Raw genomic sequence first — 24,299 nt, 5'->3', positions numbered from 1 at the left:
CTTCTGCGGGACGGGCCGGCTGACTTCTGCGGGACGGGGCGCCTGAACGAAGATGAACGGGTGCGACTCGAAGCGATCACCTGGGACCGGCTGACCGAGGCCCTCGCCGAGCGGATCCTTCGGACGGCCCCGGCGGACGGCGCTCCCTGGCTGCGTGTGGCCCTCGACGGAGCGCCTGCCGCCGGGACCGCCGGGCCGGCCGAGGCGCTCGCCGAGGCGCTGCGGATACGCGGCCGGTCGGTGCTGGTCGTCGGGACCGCCGGTTTTCTGCGTCCGGCCTCGCTGCGGTACGAGTACGGACGCGAGGACCCCGACGCGTACTACAGCGGCTGGTTCGACACCGGTGCCCTCTGGCGCGAGGTGTTCGGACCACTGGAGCCGGGTGGCAGCGGGCGGGTCCTGCCCGACCTCTGGGACCCGGCCACCGACCGGGCGACACGCAGCCCGCACCGTCAACTCGCGCCCGGCGGGGTGCTGGTGCTGCACGGGCCGCTGCTGCTGGGCCACTGGTTCCCGTTCGACCTCACGGTGCATCTGCGGCTCTCGCCGGGCGCGCTCCGGCGCCGTACCGACGCGGGCGAACTCTGGACGCTGCCCGCCTTCGCGCGGTACGAGGACGAGGTGGACCCGGCCGCGGTCGCCGATGTGGTCGTACGGGCCGACGATTCCCGGCATCCGGCGTGGGGCGGGGCGGGCTGACGGACGGCCGACCGGCGAGCGGGCGCCACGATCGTACGGACGTACGGACGTACCGGCCTTTCGCGCGTCCTGCCCCGTACGCTGCCTACGGCCGTGGCCACGGTGCGTCCGGCGGCCGTCCGCCCACCGTCGCCACCGCGCGTGCTCCCGCCCGGCAGCCCGCGGCGGTGGCACGCGGGAGGTCCGCGCCCGTCAGCCGCGCGGCCAGGAACGCGCCGGTGAAGGCGTCGCCCGCTCCGGTCGAGTCCACCGCACACGCCGGGACGGGCGGTACCTGGTGGCGGACGGCGCCCGCCTCCGCCACCAGGGCGCCGTCCCCGCCCAGCGTGACCACCGCCACCGGCACCCGTCGGCTCAGTTCGGCGGCGGCGTCCGCCGGATCCGTCAGACCGGTCAGCAGCCTGGCCTCGTCGATGTTGGGCAGCAGTGTCTCCACGCCCTCGACCGCCGCCAGGAACCGGTCCGCGCCCAGTTCCTCGATGAAGCCGGCCGAGGCGGGATCGACGCTCACCGGAATCTGCCGTTCCAGCGCCGACGCCGTCGCGAGGGCGGCGAGCCGCCGGCTCACCTCGGTGAAGAAGAGATAGCCGGAGAGATGCAGGCGTCCGATCCCGTCCAGGAGGGACGGCGACCAGTCGGCGGCGGACAGCCGCAGGGTCGCGCCGCTGTCGGTGAGGAGTGTGCGCTCGGCGGAGGCGTCGACCAGGCATATCACCGTGGCGGTCGGCACCTTGTCGTCGACGACGAGATGTGCCCGTACCCCTGCCCGCCGCAGCCGCTCGGCGTGCCACTCATGGGCGTCCGCGCCGACCCGCGCCAGCAGCCGTACGTCCGCGCAGCCGCTGTGGGCGGCCCAGCAGGCCGCGTTGGCCCCGGCGCCGCCGGGCAGCGTACGGATCTCGGCGGCGGTGTCCGTACCGTGCGCGAGAGGCGTGCGGTACCGCGCCACCACATCGGTCACCACGTCCCCGACCACCAGCAGCGCGCCGCCTGCGGGCGGAACGCCGGGCCTCACCGGGCCGAGGCGATCCGTGCCACGGCGATCCGGGCCGCGAGCCGTACGTTGCCGCGTACCGCCGCCAGATTGGCCTCCAGCGAGGCGCCACCGGTCTGCCGCATGAGATGGTCCAGCAGGAACGGGGTGACGGCCTGACCGCCGATCCCGCGCTCATGACACTCGGTGAGCGCCTCCGCGAGCACCCGGTCGTGCAGCACCGGATCGAGCTGTTCCGCCTCCGGTACGGGGTTGGCGACGATCAGCGCCGACCCGGGCCCGCCCAGCGCGTCCTGCGCGCGCATCACGGCCGCGACCTCCTCGGGCGAATGGACCGTCCAGTCCACGGGCTCGCCGGAAGAGGCCAGATAGAAGCCGGGGAAACGTTCCGTCCCGTAGCCCAGGACGCCGACGCCCAGCGTCTCCAGCCGCTGGAGCGTCGCCGGGACGTCCAGGATCGATTTGACCCCCGCGCAGACGACCGTGATCCGGGTCCTGGCCAGCAGCGCCAGATCGGCCGACTCGTCCTGGGTCTCGGTCCAGCCGCGGTGGACTCCGCCCAGACCGCCCGTCGCGAAGACACCGATCCCGGCTCTCGCGGCGAGAAAGGCGGTGGCGGACACGGTCGTCGCGCCGCTCGCGCCCGTCGCGATCGCCGGTGCCAGATCGCGGTGGCCCAGCTTCCGTACGGACGTGTCCTGGGCGACCCGCTCCAACTGGTCCTTGACCAGGCCCACATGAGGCACGCCGTCCAGCACGGCCACGGTCGCGGGCACGGCGCCGCCCGACCGCACCAGCGCCTCCAGCTCCTCCGCGACCGCCAGATTGCGCGGGCGCGGCAGTCCGTGCGCGATGATCGTCGACTCCAGGGCGACCACGGGACGGCCCGCGGCGAGCGCCTCGCGTACCTCGGGGGAGTGCTGCGATGTGATGTCTGGCATGTACCCATCCATGGCACGTCCGGGGCCCGCGCAAACGTCGGCCCCGCAATCGTGGACCCGGTACGGGACCGCCGGCCGGCGGGAAGGCCGGTCGGCGATCCGTGTCCGGATTCGCGTCCGCAGGGGACGGGCGGATCCGGACGTGCGACCTCAGCGGTGTGACGTCAGGCGGCCTTCACCCCGTCCAGCGCGCCATGCGGATTGAACACATACTTGCGGCTCGCGCCCTGGTCGAACTCCGCGTATCCGCGCGTCGCGTCGTCCAGCGAGATCACCGTGGCGTTGACCGCCTTCGCGATGTGCACCTTGTTGTGCAGGATCGCTTCCGACAGGCCTCGGTGGTACTTCATCACCGGGCACTGACCGGTCGTGAACTCATGGCTCTTCGCCCAGCCGAGTCCCAGCCGTACCTTCAGCGTGCCGGACTTGGCGTCCTGGTCGACACCGCGCGGGTCCTCGGTGACGTACAGCCCGGGGATACCCAGCTTGCCGCCCGCCCTGACGACGCTCATCAGGGAGTTCAGGACGGTCGCCGGTGCCTCGTCGGTGTCCTTGCCGTAGGCGCGTGCCTCGAAGCCGACCGCGTCGACCGCCGCGTCCACCTCCGGCACGCCCAGGATCTGGGCTATGTGGTCCTCCAGCGTACCCAGCGTCAGATCGACGGTCTCGCAGCCGAAGCTGCGTGCCTGGTCCAGCCGTTGGGTGTTGAGGTCGCCGACGATGACGACCGACGCGCCGAGGAGCTGCGCCGAGGCCGCCGCCGCCAGACCGACCGGTCCCGCGCCCGCGACGTACACCGTGGAGCCGACCTCCGTGCCCGCGGTCACGGCACCGTGGAAACCGGTCGGGAAGATGTCCGAGAGCATCGTCAGATCGAGGAGCTTCTCGCGGGCCGCGTCCCGGTCGGGGAACTTGAGCAGGTTGAAGTCCGCGTACGGCACCATGACGTACTCCGCCTGGCCGCCGACCCAGCCGCCCATGTCGACATAGCCGTATGCCGCGCCCGGACGGGCCGGATTGACGTTCAGGCAGATTCCGGTCTTGCGCTCCTTGCAGTTCCGGCAGCGCCCGCAGGCGATGTTGAAGGGCACCGAGACGATGTCACCGGTGTCGATGAACTCGACGTCGGGTCCCTTCTCGATGACCTCGCCGGTGATCTCGTGACCGAGGATCAGACCTTCGGGAGCCGTCGTACGGCCTCGTACCATGTGCTGGTCGCTGCCGCATATGTTGGTGGCGAGGACCTTGAGGATGACTCCGTGCCGGCACTTGCGGCCGACATTGGCGGGAGCCACTCCCGGCCCGTCGCGAAGTTCGAGCACCGGGTAGTCGGTTTCCCTGACCTCCACCTCACCGGGCTTGATGTATGCGACCGCCCTGTTTCCTCCGCTCATGCTGACTCGCCGTCCCTTCGGTTCTGCTTGTCCAGCGGATGACTCGGCCTGTGCGCGGGTCATGGAGTCCGCTACCGCTCGGGCGGTCCGGCCACGGGGTGTGCGGACACGGAAATCCGCCCGGTCGGCGGGGCCGGACGTACTGCGCCTCGCACGGTATCCGCCGGGCTGTACGCGCGGTGGTGCTCCACAAATCAGCCTAAGCCCGGCAAGGAAAGCGGACAAGTGACTGCAAAGCGGTATAATCTTCGCCCTTTCGCTGTCCCGCCGCCCGCCGTCGCCTTCCTGTTCGGGCTCGGGACCCGGTCCGGCTCGGAACCGCGTCGGCCGGGCTCAGAACAGCGGCGCCGGGAGCACACCCTCCAGGGCCAGCAACTGTCGCTTGGTCTCCAGCCCGCCGCCGAAACCGCCGAGCCCGCCGTCGCTCTCCACCACCCGGTGACACGGCACCACCACCGGCAGCGGATTGGAGCCCATCGCCACACCGACCGCCTGGGCCGCGCCCGGCTGGCCCACCCTGCGCGCCAGCTCGCCGTACCCCACCACGGCTCCGTACGCCACGCCCGTCGCCAGCTCGCGCAGCACCTGCCGGTTGAAGCCCCCGGAGAGCGACCAGTCCAGCGGCAGCCCGAACTCCCGCAGCTCGCCCGCGAAATACGCCGACAGCTCCCGTATCGCCTCGGCCAGCAGACCCGACGACGATTCGACCGGCTCGACGCCGAACCGCTCCCCGAGCTGTCTCAGCGCCCTCCTGCGTACCGGCACGTCGGCGTGGAAGACCACGCTCACCAGGCCGCGGCCTGTCGCGGCCAGCAGCAGCGGCCCGATGTCGCTGCCCACGACGGTCCACTCCAGCGAGGGCTGCCCGTAGGTGTTCACGCGGGTGTTCATGGGGACCACCGTAAGGGCCGCCACTGACAACGGGTCCCGGCCCACGGGCAGCCGCCGTCAGCCCACCGCGTCCCGCACCACGTCCGGGCTGTCGGTGATGATCCCGTCCACGCCGAGGTCCCTGACCCGCACCGCGCCCGCCGCGTCGTTGACCGTCCACGTACTGACCGCGAGCGGCTTGCCGTGCGGGCCCTTCAGCCGGTGCACCGCGGCCACGTAGCCGGCGGTCAGCGAGGTGTGCGACGGATTGATCTGGTCCGTGAAGGCGGCGTACGTGGGCAGCTCGGCCGCCGCCGGCGTCCCCAGGAAGCCCGTCGTGATCCCGGGGTGCCGCCGGTGCACCGCACGGACGCTCTCCGCGCTGAAACTCTGGATGACCAGCTTCTCCTCGACATGGGCACGGTCCAGCCAGCCCTCCTGGCGGAGCACCCGCAGGATGTCCTTCTCGATGCCCGGGTACTGCTCGGGGCCCTTGATCTCCAGGAGCAGCTTCTGGCGGTTGGCGTCGACGGTGTGCAGGAACTGCTTCAGCGTCGGGACGCGCTCGCCCGCCCAGCGCGCGCCGAACCAGCTTCCCGCGTCGAGCCGCGCGATCTCGGCGGCGGTGAAGTCCTTGACCTTCCACGGCGCCCGGTCGGGAAAGACCGTCTCCACGTCCGTGGTCCGCCGGAGGGTGTCGTCGTGGATCACGACCAGCGCACCGTCCCTGGTGCGCTGCACGTCGTTCTCCACCCAGTCGACGCCCAGGTCACCGGCCCGGTCGACGGCCGCGAGGGTGTTCTCCGGCGCGTAGGCGGAGGCACCGCGGTGCGCGATGACGAGCGGGCCGCCGACCCTGGGCGCGGCAGCGGTGGCGGTGGCGTCGGCCGAAGCGGCGGTGGCGGGTGCCGTCGCGGTGGCGGTCGTGACGCCGGCCTCGGCCGGACCGGCGGAGGCCGTGGCGGCGCCCGGCAGCATCAGCGCGGTGACTCCCAGCAGCGCGGTGGCCGTGGTCGACGAGGTGCGCGTCGCCGCCGAAGTGCGCGCGTACACATGGACTCCTCGTGTCGCGGGAAGACAGTCGGCCCCGAGGGTGGCAGCCTCCGGCCAACGGAGAACGGGCGAAGGTTGACCACAACATGAAGCCACACCCCGAGGCAGGCATACCGGACCGCGAGGCCGTGCCGCTCCGTGTCGCCGCATGTCGGCTTCATATCGGCTTCATATCGACAAATCGGCCGGTGCCTGTTTGATTACCGGCCCGGCCGTCCTACTCTCGCCCCGAACCAGCGCTTCCGTACATGGAGCCGAGGGGCGAAGGGCACACCGTATGCAGGGCACCGTCGAAGGATTCAGCTATGGCCTCGTCACTCCCGTGGCGGCCTTTCTCATGGCCTGTCTCGGGGCGGCACTCGGCCTGCGCTGCACCGCCAGATCCCTGCGCGCCCGGCGGTCCTGGAAACCCGGCGGACTGGCGCTGGGCGCGGCCTCGATCGGCTCCGGCGTCTGGACGATGCACTTCATCGGCATGATGGGCTTCGCCGTCAGCGAGGCGCCGATCGGCTACGACCGGCCCACGACCTTCGCCAGCCTCGCCGTCGGCATCGTCATGACCGGGATCGGGATCTTCATAGTGGGATACCGCGGCTCGACCCCGATGGCCCTGGTCACCGGCGGTACGGTCACCGGCCTCGGCATCGCCACCATGCACTACCTCGGCATGGCCGGTGTACGGCTGCACGGGCAGGTCACCTACGACACCGGGACGGTCGCGCTCTCCGTGCTGATCGCCGTCGCCGCGTCCGTGGCCGGGCTCTGGGTGATCGTCACGCACCGGGGATTTCTGGCCAGTCTGGGCGCCAGTCTGGTGCTGGGCGTCGCGTCGACCGGAATGCACTTCACCGCGATGGCCGGGGTCGAGGTCCATCTCGACGGGACCGCCACCGCGCCGGGCGGCGCGCCGGCCACCGCGCTGCTCGCGCCGATGCTGGTCGGCCCGGCGGTGTTCCTGCTGCTGGCGGGCGTGGTGCTGTTCCTCGATCCGCTGCTGGTGACGGGCGGTCGCGGCCGGGACGCGGACCGCGGGGGCGGCCACGGCCGGTCCGCCCGGCCGGCCCGGTCCGCCCGGCCGGCCCGGTCCGCGGGGGCGGCGCGCGGTCTGTGCGGGTCCCGCAGGCTGGGCGGCGTGCCCGCGCAGCGGACCCGGCTCCGCACGGACCGGGACCGCCGTGAGGCGGCCGGCCGTGCGGCCGCCAGGGCGCCGCGCAGCGGCCCGCAGGACCTGCACGACTGGTGACAGGCCGGTGATCCGGCGCCGCCCGGCGCCCGGCTGTCAGTGGGTGGTCGTACGGTGGTTCCATGCGGCCCGTTTCCAGCATCGAACGTACGGTGGCGCCCTTCGAGGTCGTCAGTCCCTACCAGCCCAGCGGCGATCAGCCGACGGCCATCGCCGATCTCGAACGGCGTGTCCGCGCCGGTGAGAAGGATGTCGTCCTGCTCGGCGCGACCGGCACGGGAAAGTCGGCGACGACCGCCTGGATGATCGAGAGGCTCCAGCGCCCCACCCTGGTGATGGCGCCGAACAAGACGCTCGCCGCCCAGCTCGCCAACGAGTTCCGCGAGCTGCTGCCCAACAACGCCGTCGAGTACTTCGTCTCGTACTACGACTACTACCAGCCCGAGGCGTACGTCCCGCAGTCGGACACCTACATCGAGAAGGACTCCTCGATCAACGAGGAGGTCGAGCGGCTGCGCCACTCCGCGACCAACTCGCTGCTGACCCGCCGCGATGTGATCGTGGTCGCCTCGGTCTCCTGCATCTACGGCCTCGGCACGCCCCAGGAGTACGTGGACCGGATGGTGCCGCTGAAGGTCGGCGCCGAGATCGACCGGGACCAGCTCCTGCGCCGCTTCGTGGACATGCAGTACGCGCGCAACGACGTCGCGTTCGCGCGCGGCACCTTCCGGGTCCGGGGCGACACCATCGAGATCTTCCCGGTCTACGAGGAGCTGGCCGTCCGTATCGAGATGTTCGGCGACGAGATCGAGGCGCTCTCCACGCTGCATCCGCTCACCGGCGAGGTCATCAGCGACGACCGCGAGCTGTACGTCTTCCCCGCGAGCCACTACGTGGCCGGCCCCGAGCGCATGGAGAAGGCGGTCAACGGCATCGAGCGGGAGCTGGAGGAGCGCCTGGCCGAGCTGGACAAGCAGGGCAAGCTCCTGGAGTCCCAGCGGCTGCGCATGCGCACGACGTACGACATCGAGATGATGCGGCAGATCGGTTCCTGCTCCGGGATCGAGAATTACTCGATGCACTTCGACGACCGCGCGCCCGGCACCGCGCCCAACACCCTCATCGACTACTTCCCCGAGGACTTCCTGCTGGTCATCGACGAGTCGCATGTCACGGTCCCGCAGATCGGCGCGATGTACGAGGGCGACGCGTCCCGCAAGCGGACCCTGGTCGAGCACGGGTTCCGGCTGCCGTCCGCGCTCGACAACCGCCCGCTGAAGTGGGAGGAGTTCCAGAAGCGGATCGACCAGACCGTGTATCTCTCCGCCACGCCCGGCGCCTACGAGCTGTCCCGTTCCGACGGGTTCGTGGAGCAGATCATCCGGCCCACCGGGCTGATCGACCCGGAGGTCGTCGTCAAGCCCACCGAGGGCCAGATCGACGACCTGGTGCACGAGATCCGCGAGCGGACCGCGAAGGACGAGCGTGTCCTGGTCACCACGCTCACCAAGAAGATGGCCGAGGATCTCACCGACTACTTCCTGGAGCTGGGTATCCAGGTGCGGTATCTGCACAGCGATGTGGACACCCTGCGCCGGGTCGAGCTGCTGCGCGAGCTGCGCTCCGGGGAGTACGACGTCCTCGTCGGCATCAACCTGCTCCGTGAGGGCCTCGACCTTCCCGAGGTCTCGCTGGTGGCGATCCTCGACGCCGACAAGGAGGGCTTCCTGCGCTCGGGCACCTCGCTGATCCAGACCATCGGCCGGGCCGCGCGAAATGTCTCCGGCCAGGTCCATATGTACGCGGACAAGATCACTCCGGCGATGGAGAAGGCCATCGACGAGACCAACCGCCGCCGCGAGAAGCAGATCGCGTACAACACCGAGCGCGGTATCGATCCCCAGCCGCTGCGCAAGAAGATCAACGACATCGTCGCGACCATCGCGCGCGAGGAGGTCGACACCGAGGCGCTGCTCGGCACGGGCTACCGGCAGTCCAAGGACGGCCGGTCGGCCAAGGCCGCCGTGCCCACACTCGGTACGAAGACCGCCAGGGCGGCCAAGGGCGCGGGCGCGAAGACCGCCGTGGTCTCCGACCGTCCCGCCGCCGAACTGGCCGGAATCATCGAGGAGATGACCGACCGTATGCGGGCGGCGGCGGCCGAGCTCCAGTTCGAGGTGGCCGCCCGGCTGCGCGACGAAGTGAGTGAACTGAAGAAGGAATTGCGGCAGATGAGGGAGGCGGGGCTGGCCTGACACCCCCGAACACCTGGTGTGTTGCAAGACCGACACAAAAACGGTCCAAGCCTCCTGCACCGCCCGCGGGACTGCGTAGGGTTCTGCGCAACCGCACACGGACGGTTGCGGGGGAACCATTCGAGAGGGGACAGCGCGTGGTGGACGTATCCAAGGGCAGTGCGCCCGGGGGTCCTGGCGTCAATCTGACCAAGGGACAGGCCATCAGCCTGGAGAAGAAGGGCGGCGGCACGCTGACCGCGGTCCGTATGGGGCTGGGCTGGCAGGCCGCGCCGCGCCGGGGTCTGTTCGGCTCGCGCACGCGTGAGATCGACCTGGACGCGTCGGCGGTGCTCTTCGCCGACAAGCAGCCGGTCGACGTGGTCTTCTTCCGTCATCTCGTCAGCGATGACGGCTCGGTGCGGCACACCGGCGACAATCTGGTCGGCGGCGCGGGACAGGGCGGCGACGACGAGGCGATCCTGGTCGACCTCCAGCGGGTCCCGGTCCATATCGACCAGATCGTCTTCACGGTGAACTCGTTTACCGGCCAGACGTTCCAGGAGGTCCAGAACGCCTTCTGCCGCATCGTCGACGAGACCAACGGCCAGGAGCTGGCGCGCTACACGCTGGACGGCGGTGGCCAGTACACCGCGCAGATCATGGCGAAGGTGCACCGCGCGGGCGCGGGCTGGCAGATGACGGCCCTCGGCAACCCGGCCAACGGCCGTACGTTCCAGGACCTGATGCCGGCGATCCTGCCGCATCTCTGAGTACGCCGAAGGACGACGACACGCACGACGACGTCATCGGCACGACGTCCGCACCACGGTGAACGCACCCGTACGACATGGTGTTTCGCCGGTACGCGCAGCTCCCGGAAGCCAGGTTGCCGGGAGCTGCGCGGCTGCCGTGGACCCGTACGGCACCACCCGCACAGCACCACCCGATCACCCGTGGCCGAGCTCATCGTCGAGCCCACGGCCGGACAACGACGCGCAACCGACGAGGGGACAGAGGCGATGACGGCCGAGCTGGTCCGGGGGCAGAACCATCCCTTGCCCCACACCCGCCTGGAGATCCGGGTGACGGCCGCCGCACCGGTCATGGCCTGCGCCACGCTCGGCGACGAGCGGGGCACGGTGCGCGGCACCGAGTGGGTCGCCCACCCCGGCTCGCCCACGCTCCCCGGTATCGAGGTCTCCCGCCAGGCCGCCGCCGGGCTGCGCTTCCACATCGATCTGGAAGCCGTGCCCGAGCAGGCGCATCTCGTGCATGTGCTGCTCGCCCTGCCCGAAGGTGTCGGCGGACCGGACCGGTTCGGCGCCACCGCGGCCCCGTTCGCCGCCGTCACCTCCACCGACGGCACCGAGGTCGCCAGCTTCACCCTCACCGGTCTGGAGTCCGAGTCCGCCGTCGTCGCCCTGGAGCTCTACCGCCGCCAGGGCGCCTGGAAGGTCCGGGCCGTCGGCCAGGGATACGCGGGAGGGCTCGCCGAGCTGTTCGGCGACCACGGTCTGCCGCAGGCCCGGGCCTTCGCCGGCGGTATCCAGGAGGCGGTCGCCCGCCATCTGGCGAGCACGGTGCAGATCCCGCTGCCCGGTGCCCAGGACGGCGTACGGGTCAGGTCCGACGGCCTGTCCTCCTCGGCCACACCGGGTCCGGTTGCCCAGACGGGACCGGCGGGACCGGTCACCCAGGGCGGCTCCACCGTCCCCCAGACCGGCCCGGCCGCCACCGGCGGGACGGCGGCGGCCGGTGGGGCGGCGGCTTCCGGGGGCACGGGCGGTACGGCCGCCACCGGTGGCGCCGGAGGCGCGGTCAACTACACGCATCCCGGGCGCCGGATCTCCGCGCCTCCCACGCCGCCCCCGGTCGCGCCGCCCGCCGAGCCGGGCCGGCAGCCCCGCCCTGTCGCGGGCGACGCCACGGGCTGGTCCATGGACGAACGGCTCTACAACCAGGTCTGGGGAATGTTCGAGGACCTGGCCCGCGCGGTCGCCGCCTACCGCAGCGCGATCGACTTCGCCGAGTCCCGGCTCGACCAGGAGCTCGACCGCGTCCTGTCCGATCCGCGTCACCGCATCGGCGGCGCGGGCGAGGCGGCGCGGGAGGCGGCCCGCGTCAAGCACGACCAGCTCGCCACCCAGGCCCGTGAGGTCCTCGACCGCGATCTCGCCCAGCTCGTCGCCGAGTCCGAGGTCGTCGAGCCCGCTCTGCCGGCCGCCTACGCCCGCTGGGACAACCCCGTCTGGCACGCGTACCGCGTACCGATGGAGATCCCGATGGCGCTGCGCCTCGGCGATGTCCATCTGCCCGAGCACCCGGACCTGCGGATCCCGATGCTGGTGCGGCTGCCGCTCGAGCGCGGGCTGTGGGTCGACAGCGGGCGGTCCGGCTCCGAGGCCGCCCTGATGATGGACGAGGCCCAGCTCCGCGGTCTCGCCGTGGACACCGCAGTCGCCCATGCCGGGCGGCTGCTCGCCGTCTATCCGCCCGGTGAGTTCACGGTCCATGTCATCGACCCGGCCGGTTCCGCGGCCCGCTCGCTGGCCCCGCTGACCGCCTCCGGCGCACTCGCCGGTGAGCCCGCCGCCGGTGCCGCGGGAGTGTCCGCCGTCCTCGCGAAGCTCACCGAGCGGGTGGATCTGGTGCAGATGGCGGTGCGCGGCGGTGCCACCGAGTCGCTGCCGCCCGGTCTGGACACCGCCGAGCAGCTGCTGATCGTCAACGACTTCCCGCACGGCTTCGACGACCGCGCGGTGACCCAGCTGCGCTATCTCGCCGACGAGGGCCCGGCGGTCGGCGTGCATCTGCTGATGGTCGCGGACCGAGAGGACGCGGGCGCGTACGGACCGGTGCTGGATCCGCTCTGGCGGTCCCTGCTCCGGATCACTCCGGTCCCCGACGACCATCTCGCCGATCCCTGGGTCGGTCACGCCTGGACGTACGAGCCTCCCACCGTGCCCCCCGGCAGCCGGGTGCTCTTCCAGGTCCTGGAGCAGGTCGCCCTCGCCCGTCGCTCCTGGCGCCGCTGACCGGCGCACACCGGCGTACGACGGCGCGCACGCGGCTGACCAGCACACTTCCACTTCCTTTGCCTCTCTCTTTACCTTTCCTTGGTCTTTCCTGTACTGTTTCTTGGAGCGGAGGGGAGTACTCCCATCTCGCGACGTACCCGTCAATACGGACCGCCATCGGTCCCGGGGCGTCGGCCCGGGAGCGGCGGGTGCCGCACGGGTGGAGGAGACCTCCGGCAGCGACGACGCTGATCAGTAGCCGTACGAAGCCGGAGGCACAGTGGACGTTTCCATGACCCTGTGGGTGCTGACCGTTCTCGGTCTGTCCGCCCTGATCGCAGTGGACTTTCTCATCGGGCGCAAGCCGCACGACGTGTCGATGAAGGAAGCCGGGATCTGGACGGTCGTCTGGGTCGCCCTCGCCGCGCTCTTCGGCCTCGGGCTGATGGTCTTCGGCACGGGCCAGGCGTCCGGCGAGTTCTTCGCGGGCTTCATCACCGAGAAGTCGCTCAGTGTCGACAATCTCTTCGTCTTCGTCCTGATCATGGCGAAGTTCTCGGTGCCGTCACATCTCCAGCAGCGGGTGCTGCTGATCGGTGTGCTGATCGCCCTGGTCCTGCGCGCGGTCTTCATCGCGGCGGGCGCCGCGATCATCGCGAGCTTCTCGTGGGTGTTCTTCATCTTCGGCGCGTTCCTGATCTACACCGCCTGGAAGCTCGTCCAGGAGGCGCGCTCCGACGAGGAGGAAGAGGAGTTCGAGGAGAACCGCCTGCTCAAGTCCATCGAGAAGCGGTTCGGCGTCGCCGACAGGTATCACGGCACAAAGCTCTTCATACGGAACAACGGCAAGCGGGTCCTGACTCCGCTGATGGTGGTCATGCTGGCCATCGGCACCACCGATGTGCTCTTCGCGCTGGACTCCATCCCCGCGATCTTCGGTCTGACCCAGGACCCGTACATCGTGTTCACCGCCAACGCCTTCGCCCTGATGGGGCTGCGGCAGCTGTACTTCCTCATAGGCGGCCTGCTCAAGAAGCTGGTGCACCTCAGCTACGGGCTGTCGGTCATCCTGGGCTTCATCGGGGTCAAGCTGGTGCTGCACGCGCTGCACGAGAGCGGGGTGCATGTCCCCGAGATCTCCATCCCGGTCTCGCTGGCGGTCATCTGCGGTGTCCTGATCGTCACCACGATCACCAGCCTGATCGCCTCCAGGAAGCAGGCGGAGCGCGAGGCTTCGGCCGGGGCCGGGAGCGACGGCAAGGCCGACGCGGGCGGTTCGGACAGCGAGGGCGACGCGGGCAGCAAGGACAGCGTCCGGGCCCGGTCCTGATCCCGCCCGATCGGCGAGGGGTGAGGCGCGTCCCGGCGGTCACCAGCCGCGGGCGCGCCAGGCCGTGAGCTGCGGGCGCTCGGCGCCCAGCGTGGTGTCGTTCCCGTGGCCCGGGTAGATCCAGGTCTCGTCGGGCAGGGTGTCGAAGATCTTGGCTTCGAGGCCGTCCATCAGACTGGTGAACTCCGCCGGAGTCGTGGTGCGCCCGGGGCCGCCGGGAAAGAGGCAGTCGCCGGTGAAGACATGCGGATGGCCGTGCGGGTCGTCGTAGACCAGCGCGATCGAGCCGGGCGTGTGTCCCACCAGACGCAGTGCGGTGAGACGGATCTCGCCGACGGTGACGGTGTCGCCGTCCTCGACCGGCACATCGGTCGGCACGGGGATGCCCTCGGCGTCGTACCGGCCCGCGTAGGTGCGGGCACCGGTGGCCGCCACGACCTCGGCGAGCGCCTGCCAGTGGTCGCCGTGCCGGTGTGTGGTGACGACGGCCGCGATGCCGTCGTCACCGATCAGGGTCAGCAAGGTCGCGGCGTCATTGGCCGCGTCGATCAGCAGCTGCTCACCGGTGGCCCGGCAGCGCAGCAGATAGGCGTTGTTCTCCATCGGCCCGACGGCGACCTTGGAGATCATCAGGGCGGGCAGTTCATGCACGTCCGCCGGTCCGCCGACCTTCACCGCTCCGCTGTACGTCATACGGATCAGCCTATAGCGGGGGCAGTACGGGCAGGGAGCCGGCCGGGAAGTCCAGTGCCGCGCCGTCGCGGCGCCCGGCGAGCCAGCCCATCAGATCGGCGGCGGGGCCGGTGACGGGCTGAGGGATGCCCTCCGTACGGCCGGTGCGCCAGGTGCGTCCGTCGATCGCCTTCAGGGTCATCGGCGGGACCGCCGCGTTCCCGGAGAACCGCTCGGTGAGGAAGTCGATCTCGCGTGCGGTGAACTCCTCGGACAGATCCTCCAGCTCGCGGCCGAGCCCCAGATCGACATGGTGCAGTTCCACCTCGACCAGCCGGCGGAACGGAAGGCGGGCCACCACATCCGTGACGCCGTTGCGCAGCACGACGACCCGGGACCAGTCGGCGGGCACGGCCGCGGAATGCTGGAACCGCTCGGCGGTGTTACGTACATCGGCGAGCTGTACGTCGAGGGCGCGTGACGCGTCCCGCTCGATGTCCGACTCGCGGGAAGCGGCGTCCTCGTACATGGGCCGCCCTTCCAGAACATTGACCAGGGCGTCCGCGTTCCGGGCGAGATGGGCCAGCACATGGCCCCGGCTCCAGCCGGGAAGGCGTGACGGCGCGGCGAGCGCCGCGTTGTCCAGTGCGCCGGCCGCGGTGAGGAGCAGCTCGGTCGCTTCGCGTACAGATCCCAGGTCCCGCACATGGTCGATCATGGCGCCGACGATAGCCGTGCCACTCGATCGGGTGAAGGCGGTGCAGGGGCTCCGTTAATCGAATGCACGTGCTATAGGCTCAGGGGAGGCATCCTGGCATGTAGGCACAACGCATGCGGGGACAACGCATGCAGGCACATCCGAGCCCGGCGCTTCCGTGCGGGGCAGTCCATCGCTTGGCAATCAATCGCTCTGGCGACCTCCGTAGTCCGAGAACGGAGGCTCCGCCCCTGTTTCCCCCAGAAAGGTGCGGACCGGCGTGGCCGACCGTCTCATCGTCCGTGGCGCGCGCGAGCACAATCTCAAGAACGTGTCGCTCGACCTCCCCCGTGACTCCCTCATCGTCTTCACCGGGCTCTCCGGGTCGGGCAAGTCCTCCCTCGCGTTCGACACGATCTTCGCCGAGGGACAGCGCCGGTACGTGGAGTCGCTGTCCTCGTACGCCCGGCAGTTCCTCGGCCAGATGGACAAGCCGGACGTCGACTTCATCGAAGGGCTCTCCCCGGCCGTCTCCATCGACCAGAAGTCGACCTCGCGCAATCCGCGCTCGACGGTCGGCACGATCACCGAGGTCTACGACTATCTCCGGCTGCTCTTCGCGAGGATCGGCAAGCCGCACTGTCCCGAGTGCCGGCGGCCGATCTCCCGGCAGTCGCCGCAGGCCATCGTGGACCGGGTGCTGGAGCTGCCCGAGGGCAGCCGTTTTCAGGTCCTCTCGCCACTGGTGCGCGAGCGCAAGGGCGAGTTCGTCGATCTCTTCGCCGATCTCCAGACCAAGGGATACAGCCGGGCCAGGGTCGACGGACAGACGATCCAGCTCAGCGAGCCGCCCACGCTGAAGAAGCAGGAGAAGCACACCATCGAGGTGGTGATCGACCGCCTCACGGTGAAGGACGGCGCCAAGCGCCGGCTGACCGACTCGGTGGAGACCGCGCTCGCGCTCTCCGGCGGCATGGTCGTGCTCGACTTCGTGGACCTCCCCGAGGACGATCCGGAGCGCGAGCGGATGTACTCGGAGCATCTCTACTGCCCGTACGACGATCTCTCCTTCGAGGAACTGGAGCCCCGCTCCTTCTCCTTCAACTCGCCGTTCGGCGCCTGCCCCGACTGCACCGGTATCGGTACGCGGATGGAGGTCGATCCGGAGCTGATCGTCCCCGACGAGGAGAGGTCGCTGGACGAGGGCGCGATCCACCCGTGGTCGCACGGCCACACCCGGGAGTACTTCGGCCGGCTGATCGGCGGGCTCGCGCAGGCCCTCGGCTTCCGTACGGACATTCCGTGGGCCGGGCTGCCGCAGCGGGCCAAGAAGGCCCTGCTGTACGGCCACAAGACCCAGGTCGAGGTCCGCTACCGGAACAGGTACGGCCGTGAGCGCGCCTACACCACGCCCGCCTTCGAGGGAGCCGTCTCCTTCGTCAAGCGGCGGCACGGCGAGGCCGAGAGCGACTCCAGCAGGGAGCGCTTCGAGGGCTACATGCGTGAGGTGCCGTGCCCGACCTGCGAGGGCACACGGCTCAAGCCGATCGTTCTCGCGGTCACGGTCATGGACAAGTCCATCGCCGAGGTCTCGGCTCTCTCGATCAGCGACTGCGCGGAGTTCCTCGGCGAGCTCAAGCTGGACGCCCGGGACAGGAAGATCGCCGAGCGGGTGCTCAAGGAGGTCAACGAACGGCTGAAGTTCCTGGTCGACGTCGGGCTGGACTATCTCTCGCTGAACCGCGCGGCGGGCACGCTCTCCGGCGGCGAGGCCCAGCGGATCCGGCTGGCGACACAGATCGGCTCGGGCCTGGTCGGAGTGCTCTACGTGCTGGACGAGCCGTCCATCGGTCTGCACCAGCGGGACAACCACCGGCTGATCGAGACCCTGGTCCGGCTCCGGGACATGGGCAACACACTGATCGTCGTGGAGCACGACGAGGACACCATCAAGGTGGCCGACTGGGTGGTCGACATCGGCCCCGGCGCGGGTGAGCACGGCGGCAGGGTGGTGCACTCCGGGCCGTTGAAGGGACTGCTGGCCAACAAGGAGTCGATGACCGGCCAGTATCTGGCGGGCAAGAGGTCCATCCCGACGCCGGACATCCGCAGGCCCGTCGATCCAGAGCGCAGGCTCACCGTGCACGGCGCGCGGGAGAACAATCTGCGGGACATCGACGTGTCGTTCCCACTGGGAGTCTTCACGGCCGTCACCGGTGTCTCGGGCTCGGGCAAGTCGACGCTGGTCAACGACATCCTGTACACGCATCTCGCGCGCGAGCTGAACGGCGCGAAGTCGGTGCCGGGCCGGCACACCCGGGTCGACGGGGACGATCTGGTCGACAAGGTGGTCCATGTCGACCAGTCGCCCATCGGCCGTACACCCCGGTCCAACCCGGCCACGTACACCGGTGTCTTCGACCATGTCCGCAAGCTCTTCGCGGAGACGATGGAGGCGAAGGTGCGCGGCTATCTGCCCGGACGCTTCTCCTTCAACGTCAAGGGAGGCCGGTGCGAGAACTGCTCCGGTGACGGCACGATCAAGATCGAGATGAACTTCCTGCCGGACGTCTATGTGCCGTGCGAGGTCTGCCACGGGGCCCGGTACAACCGCGAGACGCTGGAGGTCCACTACAAGGGCAAGTCCATCGCCGAGGTGCTGGACATGCCGATCGAGGAGGCCCTGGACTTCTTCGAGGCCGTCCCGACGATCTCGCGCCACCTCAAGACGCTCAACGAGGTCGGTCTCGGCTATGTGCGGCTCGGCCAGTCCGCCCCGACGCTCTCGGGCGGCGAGGCGCAGCGCGTGAAGCTGTCCAGCGAGCTCCAGAAGCGCTCGACGGGCCGTACGGTGTATGTCCTGGACGAGCCCACGACCGGTCTGCACTTCGAGGACATCAGCAAGCTGATCACGGTGCTGTCCGGTCTGGTCGAGAAGGGCAACTCGGTGATCGTCATCGAGCACAACCTGGATGTCATCAAGACCGCGGACTGGGTGATCGACATGGGGCCCGAGGGCGGCAACGCCGGCGGCCTGGTGGTCGCGGAAGGCACGCCGGAGCAGGTGGCGGGCATCCCGGCCAGCCACACGGGCAAGTTCCTGCGCGAGATCCTGGACCCGGAGCGGATCAGCGACGCGGAGCCGCCGAAGAAGACGGCGCGGAGGAAGACGGCTCCGAAGAAGGCGACCGCGGCCTCCGGCCGAGCCTGACACCACCGACGCCGGACGCCGGACAGGCCCCGCGGCCCGCGCCCAGCGGGTCCGGCGGTCTGCCGTCCCGCCCCCGGCGGACCCCGAGGCGGGCCCCGGACACGCCCCCCGGGGGGGCCGTGTCCGGCCCGGCCGCCACGCCGCCGCGACCGGGCCCGTGGGCACGGCCCCCGGGCCCGCACGGCCCAGGGGCCTCGGGCGGCCTTGCCGGGGGCGTACCCGCCCTCCGCCGAGCCGTCGCCCGCCGCCGGTCCGGAAGCGGTCGGTATCGTCGGGAGTGGCACTCGTAAACCTGACCAGTGGAGACACCATGAACGGCCCGTCCGCGCAGCGTCGTACCGTACTGAAGGGCGTCGCGCTCGCCGGGGCGGCCGGGGCGGGGCTGGCCGGGTGTTCCACCGAGTCGAAGCTCGGGCACGCGCAGAACCCCACGCCCACCGCGGCCGTCGAGCTCGGCGCGGCGGACGACATCCCGGTCGGCGGTGCCAAGCTCTTCCGTGAGCAGCGTCTTGTGGTGAGCTGCCCGGCACGCGGCGAGTACAAGGCGTTCAGTGCCCAGTGCACCCACGCCGGCTGTCTCCTGGAGAAGCTGGAGGGCACGGTGGGTGACTGCCCGTGCCACGGCAGCAGGTTCGACGTCACCACCGGCGAGGCGATCCACGGCCCGGCGACCGTACCGCTGCCGGAGGTCCCGGTCACGGCGGAGGGCGGCAGGCTCATCGCCGGTCCCCGGGCCTGAGGGCCGCCGGCCGGGCCGGTCCCGCACCCCGGCGCCGCCACACTGTCCTTGGCCGACAGTAGGGTGGACGGCATGGCCGACCCCTCCAGCTACCGCCCCAAGCCGGGACAGATCCCCGACTCGCCGGGGGTCTACAAGTTCCGCGACGACCACCACCGGGTGATCTACGTCGGAAAGGCGAAAAGCCTGCGTCAGCGGCTCGCCAACTACTTCCAGGACCTGGCGAGCCTGCATCCGCGCACCCGTTCCATGGTCACCACGGCCGCCTCCGTCGAGTGGACCGTCGTCTCCACCGAGGTCGAGGCGCTCCAGCTCGAATACTCCTGGATCAAGGAGTTCGACCCCCGCTTCAACGTCAAGTACCGCGACGACAAGAGCTATCCCTCGCTCGCGGTGACGCTCAATGAGAAGTACCCGCGCGTCCAGGTCATGCGCGGTGCCAAGAAGAAGGGCGTGCGCTACTTCGGACCGTACGGACACGCCTGGGCCATCCGCGAGACCGTCGATCTGATGCTCCGTGTGTTCCCCGTACGGACGTGCTCCGCGGGCGTGTTCAGGAACGCCGAGCGCACCGGCCGGCCCTGCCTCCTCGGCTACATCGGCAAGTGCTCGGCGCCCTGCGTCGGCCGGGTCACCGCCGAGGAGCACCGTGAACTGGCCGAGGAGTTCTGCGACTTCATGGCCGGCCGCACCGGTACGTACATCCGCCGCCTGGAGCGGCAGATGACGGCCGCCGCCGAGGAGATGGAGTACGAGAGGGCCGCCCGGCTCCGGGACGACATAGGCGCCCTGCGCCGCGCGATGGAGAAGAACGCCGTCGTGCTCGCCGATGCCACCGACGCCGATCTGATCGCGGTCGCCGAGGACGAACTCGAAGCGGCCGTACAGATCTTCCATGTCCGGGGCGGCCGGGTCCGCGGCCAGCGCGGCTGGGTCACCGACAAGGTCGAGGCCGTGGACACGGCGGGCCTGGTCGAGCACGCGCTCCAGCAGCTCTACGGGGAGGAGAGCGGCGACTCCGTGCCCAAGGAGGTCCTCGTTCCGGCCCTGCCGGAGGAGACGGACGCCGTCACGCAGTGGCTCAGCGAGCGCCGTGGCGCCCAGGTCTCGCTGCGGATCCCGCAGCGCGGCGACAAGAAGGACCTGATGGAGATGGTCGGCCGTAACGCGCAGCAGGCGCTCGTCCTGCACAAGACCAAGCGCGCCAGCGATCTGACCACCCGCTCCCGCGCCCTGGAGGAGATCGCGGAGGCCCTGGACCTGGACAGCGCGCCGCTGCGTATCGAGTGCTTCGACATCTCGCATCTCCAGGGCGACGACGTGGTGGCGTCCATGGTGGTCTTCGAGGACGGACTCGCGCGCAAGAGCGAGTACCGCCGCTTCCAGATCAAGACCTTCGAGGGCCAGGACGACGTCCGGTCGATGCACGAGGTGATCAGCCGCCGGTTCAAGCGCTATCTGGCGGAGAAGACGCGTACGGGGGAGTGGGCCGAGGAGGAGCCCCCAGGAGCCGGAACCGAGTCCCCCGGGAACGGGACCGGGAGCGGCTCCGGCGGCGCCCCCGCGGCCCCCGGGACGGATCTCTCGGCCCCCAGTCCCGCTCCGGACGCTCCGGCCCCCGGAGCGGACGCCCCGGCCCCGGACGGCTCCGCGCTCGCCGCGTACGGACCCCCGGACGCCGCGCGTGAGACCTATGGGACCCACGAGCCCCATGAGGTTCCCGCCCGCTCCGACGACGACGGCAGGCCCCGGCGCTTCGCCTACCCGCCCCAGCTCCTCGTGGTCGACGGCGGACAGCCCCAGGTCGCGGCGGCCAAGCGGGCCCTCGACGAGCTCGGTATCGACGATGTCGCCGTCTGCGGGCTCGCCAAGCGCCTCGAAGAGGTCTGGCTGCCCGGCGACGACGACCCGGTCGTCCTGCCACGCTCCAGCGAGGGCCTCTATCTTCTCCAGCGCGTGCGGGACGAGGCCCACCGCTTCGCCATCACCTATCAGCGGACCAAGCGCGCCAAGCGCGTCAGGACCAGCCCGCTGGACGAGGTCCCCGGCCTCGGCGAGTCCCGCAAACAGGCGCTCATCAAGCATTTCGGCTCGGTGAAGCGGCTGCGGCAGGCGACAATCGACCAGATCTGCGAGGTACCGGGCCTGGGCCGCAAGACGGCCGAGTCCGTCGTCGTGGCCCTCGCCAAGGCGGCCCCGGCGGCACCCGCCGTGAACACGGCAACAGGAGAGATCATGGAAGACGACGGGGGCAGTACGCATGACTGAGCACGACCGGGACGGAGCGGAGCACGTGAGTACGGGCACCACCAGCGAGGCAGGTGACACCGCCGAGGCGGCCATTCCCGAGCTGGTGATCATCTCCGGAATGTCGGGCGCCGGCCGCAGCACCGCCGCCAAATGCCTGGAGGACCTCGGCTGGTTCGTGGTGGACAACCTGCCGCCCGCGCTGATCCCCACCATGGTGGAGCTGGGCGCGCGCTCGCAGGGCAATGTGGCACGGATCGCCGTGGTCGTGGATGTCCGCGGCAGACGGTTCTTCGACAATCTCCGCGAATCCCTCGCCGACCTCGACGCCAAGGAGGTCACCCGGCGGATCGTCTTCCTGGAGTCCTCCGACGAGGCGCTGGTCCGCCGCTTCGAGTCCGTACGGCGTCCGCACCCGCTCCAGGGGGACGGCCGGATCGTGGACGGCATCGAGGCCGAGCGCGATCTGCTGCGCGAGCTGCGCGGCGACGCCGATCTGGTGATCGACACCTCCAGCCTCAACGTGCACGAGCTGCGGGCCAAGATGGACGCCCAGTTCGCCGGGGACGAGAAGCCGGAGCTGCGGGCGACCGTGATGTCCTTCGGCTACAAGTACGGGCTGCCGGTCGACGCCGACCTGGTGGTGGACTGCCGCTTCCTGCCCAATCCGCACTGGGTGCCGGAGCTGCGTCCGTTCACCGGACTGAACGAGGAGGTGTCCGCGTATGTCTTCAACCAGCCGGGTGCCAAGGAGTTCCTCGACCGCTACACCGAACTGCTCCAGCTCATCGCCGCCGGATACCGGCGCGAGGGCAAGCGGTATGTGACCGTCGCGGTGGGCTGCACGGGCGGCAAGCACCGCTCCGTCGCCATGTCCGAGAAGGTCGCCGCCCGCCTCGTCTCCGCCGGGATCGAGACCGTCGTCGTGCACCGGGACATGGGGCGCGAGTGACCGGACGCACCTTCCGGATGCGCCGACTGCGCCGGGGAGCACCCGCGCTGTCGGCGCGCGGACGCGGTGCCCAGCCGAAGGTCGTCGCACTCGGCGGTGGTATGGGTCTGTCCGCCTCCCTGGCGGCGCTGCGGCGCATCACGGGGGATCTGACCGCCGTGGTCACCGTCGCCGACGACGGAGGCTCCAGCGGGCGGCTCAGGGAGGAGCTGGGCGTGCTGCCGCCCGGCGATCTGCGCAAGGCGCTGGCGGCGCTCTGCGGTGACGACGACTGGGGCCAGACCTGGGCGCGGGTGATCCAGCACCGCTTCCAGTCCCAGGGCGATCTGCATGAGCACGCGGTGGGCAATCTGCTGATCGTCGCCCTCTGGGAGCAGCTCGGCGACCATGTCCAGGCCCTGGACCTGGTCGGCAAGCTGCTCGGCGCGCACGGCAGGGTGCTGCCCATGTCCGCCGTGCCGCTGGAGTTGCAGGCGCTCGTACGGGGCCATGACCCGGCGTACCCCGACGAGGTGAACACGGTGCGTGGTCAGGCGACGGTCGCGCTCACACCGGGAGAGGTGCAGTCGGTGCATCTCGTGCCGCACGACCCGCCGGCCGTCCCCGAGGCCGTCGCCGCGGTCCGTGACGCGGACTGGGTGGTGCTCGGGCCCGGCTCCTGGTTCTCCTCCGTGATCCCGCATCTTCTGGTGCCGGAGCTGCTCGACGCGCTCATGGAGACCAAGGCCCGAAGAGTCCTCTCGCTGAACCTCGCACCACAACCCGGTGAAACCGATGGCTTCTCACCGCAGCGTCATTTGGAGGTTTTGGGGCGACACGCCCCTAAACTCGCCCTGGACGTGGTGCTGGCCGACAAGGCCGCCGTGCCCGACCGTGAGTCACTCTCCGATGCCGCAGGCCGGTTCGGTGCCGCGGTCGAGCTGGCGCCGGTGGCAGCGTCCGACAGTTCCCCGGTCCACGATCCGGAGCTGTTGGCAGCCGCGTACGACCGTATTTTTCGGATGCATGGAAGGATCGGCCCATGGCGATGACGCCAGCGGTGAAGGACGAGATCGCCCGCCTCCCCGTCACCCGGACGTGCTGCAGGAAGGCGGAGGTCTCGGCGATTCTTCGGTTCGCGGGCGGGCTGCACCTGGTGAGCGGCCGGATTGTGATCGAGGCGGAGCTGGACACCAGCATTGCCGCGCGCCGGCTCCGCAAGGACATCCTGGAGATCTTCGGGCACAACTCGGAGCTGGTGGTGATGGCCCCCGGCGGACTGCGCCGCGGCAGCCGTTACGTCGTACGGGTGATCACCGGCGGTGATCAGCTCGCCCGGCAGACGGGGCTGGTCGACGGCCGCGGACGCCCGATCCGGGGACTGCCGCCGCAGGTCGTCTCGGGAGCCACCTGTGACGCGGAGGCCGCCTGGCGCGGCGCGTTCCTGGCGCACGGCTCGCTCACCGAGCCCGGCCGCTCCTCCTCGCTGGAGGTGACCTGCCCGGGTCCCGAGGCCGCCCTCGCGCTCGTCGGTGCCGCGCGCAGGCTCCAGATCGCCGCCAAGGCCCGTGAGGTGCGCGGAGTGGACCGGGTGGTCGTACGGGACGGGGACGCGATCGGCGCGCTGCTGACCCGGCTCGGCGCGCATGAGTCGGTGCTGGCCTGGGAGGAGCGGCGGATGCGCCGCGAGGTCCGGGCCACGGCCAACCGGCTCGCCAACTTCGACGACGCGAATCTGCGCCGCTCCGCCCGTGCCGCGGTCGCCGCCGGTGCCCGGGTGCAGCGCGCGCTGGAGATCCTCGGCGAGGAGGTGCCCGAGCATCTCGCCGCGGCCGGCCGGCTGCGGATGGAGCACAAGCAGGCCTCCCTGGAGGAGCTGGGCGCGCTCGCCGATCCGCCGCTGACCAAGGACGCCGTCGCGGGCCGGATCCGCCGGCTGCTGGCCATGGCCGACAAGCGGGCACAGGACCTCGGGATTCCCGGTACGGAGTCCAATCTGAGCGAGGAGCTGGCGGACGGTCTCGTCGGCTGAGTCCGGCCGGCCCCTTCGTCCGCCCGCCCGTTCGCGGTTCGCTCCCTCGCCC

The 24,299-nt window shown here is 70.6% G+C and carries 19 protein-coding genes; 12 read left to right on the top strand and 7 right to left on the bottom strand.

Annotated features, from left to right (window positions below):
• Positions 1-60: 60 nt before the first annotated feature.
• Positions 61-699: a nucleoside/nucleotide kinase family protein gene (locus BFF77_RS17545; RefSeq protein ID WP_066950451.1), complete on the top strand. Its 639-nt coding sequence runs from the start codon at positions 61-63 to the stop codon at positions 697-699.
• A gap of 85 nt (positions 700-784) precedes the next feature.
• Here BFF77_RS17545 and BFF77_RS17540 read toward each other — a convergent pair whose 3' ends face one another.
• The 5 genes from BFF77_RS17540 to BFF77_RS17520 form a co-directional block, all read right to left on the bottom strand.
• On the bottom strand, positions 785-1,714 hold the full coding sequence (locus BFF77_RS17540; protein WP_245703563.1) for a carbohydrate kinase family protein: 930 nt from the start codon (positions 1,712-1,714) through the stop codon (positions 785-787).
• Positions 1,711-2,634 (bottom strand): pseudouridine-5'-phosphate glycosidase, encoded by a 924-nt coding sequence (locus BFF77_RS17535; RefSeq protein ID WP_066950448.1) that lies wholly within the window; start codon positions 2,632-2,634, stop codon positions 1,711-1,713. The genes BFF77_RS17540 and BFF77_RS17535 overlap by 4 nt, the downstream gene beginning before the upstream one ends.
• A 164-nt stretch (positions 2,635-2,798) precedes the next feature.
• Positions 2,799-4,028 carry a formaldehyde dehydrogenase, glutathione-independent gene (gene fdhA, locus BFF77_RS17530; RefSeq protein ID WP_066950445.1) on the bottom strand — a complete coding sequence of 410 codons (1,230 nt, stop codon included), beginning with the start codon at positions 4,026-4,028 and terminating at the stop codon, positions 2,799-2,801.
• Between the two features lie 333 nt (positions 4,029-4,361).
• On the bottom strand, positions 4,362-4,919 hold the full coding sequence (locus BFF77_RS17525; RefSeq protein WP_425424382.1) for a methylated-DNA--[protein]-cysteine S-methyltransferase: 558 nt from the start codon (positions 4,917-4,919) through the stop codon (positions 4,362-4,364).
• Between the two features lie 57 nt (positions 4,920-4,976).
• Entirely contained in the window at positions 4,977-5,876 is a 900-nt protein-coding gene (locus tag BFF77_RS17520) for a glycerophosphodiester phosphodiesterase (protein ID WP_079125247.1), read from the bottom strand.
• 352 nt (positions 5,877-6,228) lie between these two features.
• On the opposite strand from BFF77_RS17520, the gene BFF77_RS17515 reads away from it, so the two are divergent.
• The 5 genes from BFF77_RS17515 to BFF77_RS17495 all read left to right on the top strand — a co-directional run bounded on the left by BFF77_RS17515 (position 6,229) and on the right by BFF77_RS17495 (position 13,718).
• Positions 6,229-7,194: an MHYT domain-containing protein gene (locus BFF77_RS17515; protein WP_079125245.1), complete on the top strand. Its 966-nt coding sequence runs from the start codon at positions 6,229-6,231 to the stop codon at positions 7,192-7,194.
• A 62-nt stretch (positions 7,195-7,256) separates the two neighbouring features.
• The gene (gene uvrB, locus BFF77_RS17510) at positions 7,257-9,389 is read left to right on the top strand and encodes an excinuclease ABC subunit UvrB (protein ID WP_066950439.1); all 2,133 of its coding nucleotides are present in this window, start codon (positions 7,257-7,259) and stop codon (positions 9,387-9,389) included.
• Between the two features lie 185 nt (positions 9,390-9,574).
• The gene (locus tag BFF77_RS17505; RefSeq protein ID WP_066950473.1) at positions 9,575-10,141 is read left to right on the top strand and encodes a TerD family protein; all 567 of its coding nucleotides are present in this window, start codon (positions 9,575-9,577) and stop codon (positions 10,139-10,141) included.
• 249 nt (positions 10,142-10,390) lie between these two features.
• The gene (locus tag BFF77_RS17500; RefSeq protein WP_066950436.1) at positions 10,391-12,406 is read left to right on the top strand and encodes a TerD family protein; all 2,016 of its coding nucleotides are present in this window, start codon (positions 10,391-10,393) and stop codon (positions 12,404-12,406) included.
• Positions 12,407-12,668: 262 nt separating this feature from the next.
• Positions 12,669-13,718: a TerC family protein gene (locus BFF77_RS17495; RefSeq protein ID WP_066950432.1), complete on the top strand. Its 1,050-nt coding sequence runs from the start codon at positions 12,669-12,671 to the stop codon at positions 13,716-13,718.
• 39 nt (positions 13,719-13,757) lie between these two features.
• Here BFF77_RS17495 and BFF77_RS17490 read toward each other — a convergent pair whose 3' ends face one another.
• Positions 13,758-14,411: an MBL fold metallo-hydrolase gene (locus BFF77_RS17490; RefSeq protein ID WP_066950430.1), complete on the bottom strand. Its 654-nt coding sequence runs from the start codon at positions 14,409-14,411 to the stop codon at positions 13,758-13,760.
• Between the two features lie 10 nt (positions 14,412-14,421).
• Complete coding sequence (locus tag BFF77_RS17485; RefSeq protein WP_066950427.1) at positions 14,422-15,108, bottom strand: maleylpyruvate isomerase family mycothiol-dependent enzyme; 687 nt, start codon at positions 15,106-15,108, stop codon at positions 14,422-14,424.
• 259 nt (positions 15,109-15,367) lie between these two features.
• Between BFF77_RS17485 and uvrA the strand changes: the two genes are divergently transcribed.
• From uvrA to whiA, 6 genes are all read left to right on the top strand, one after another.
• On the top strand, positions 15,368-18,298 hold the full coding sequence (uvrA, locus tag BFF77_RS17480) for an excinuclease ABC subunit UvrA (protein ID WP_066950470.1): 2,931 nt from the start codon (positions 15,368-15,370) through the stop codon (positions 18,296-18,298).
• Between the two features lie 310 nt (positions 18,299-18,608).
• Positions 18,609-19,037, top strand: coding sequence for a Rieske (2Fe-2S) protein (locus BFF77_RS17475; protein WP_066950424.1), 429 nt, complete (start codon positions 18,609-18,611; stop codon positions 19,035-19,037).
• 72 nt (positions 19,038-19,109) lie between these two features.
• A complete protein-coding gene (gene uvrC / locus BFF77_RS17470) occupies positions 19,110-21,305 on the top strand; it encodes an excinuclease ABC subunit UvrC (RefSeq protein ID WP_066950421.1) in 2,196 nt (731 codons plus the stop codon).
• Positions 21,298-22,236: an RNase adapter RapZ gene (rapZ, locus tag BFF77_RS17465; RefSeq protein WP_066950418.1), complete on the top strand. Its 939-nt coding sequence runs from the start codon at positions 21,298-21,300 to the stop codon at positions 22,234-22,236. The genes uvrC and rapZ overlap by 8 nt, the downstream gene beginning before the upstream one ends.
• Complete coding sequence (locus BFF77_RS17460) at positions 22,233-23,267, top strand: gluconeogenesis factor YvcK family protein (RefSeq protein ID WP_066950416.1); 1,035 nt, start codon at positions 22,233-22,235, stop codon at positions 23,265-23,267. Before rapZ ends, BFF77_RS17460 begins: the two co-directional genes overlap by 4 nt.
• A complete protein-coding gene (gene whiA / locus BFF77_RS17455; protein ID WP_046495602.1) occupies positions 23,258-24,247 on the top strand; it encodes a DNA-binding protein WhiA in 990 nt (329 codons plus the stop codon). The genes BFF77_RS17460 and whiA overlap by 10 nt, the downstream gene beginning before the upstream one ends.
• Positions 24,248-24,299 lie beyond the last annotated feature (52 nt).

Source organism: Streptomyces lushanensis, from assembly GCF_001700515.1.
In the GTDB taxonomy this organism is placed as follows: domain Bacteria; phylum Actinomycetota; class Actinomycetes; order Streptomycetales; family Streptomycetaceae; genus Streptomyces; species Streptomyces lushanensis.
This window is presented reverse-complemented; position numbering and strand designations above follow the sequence as displayed.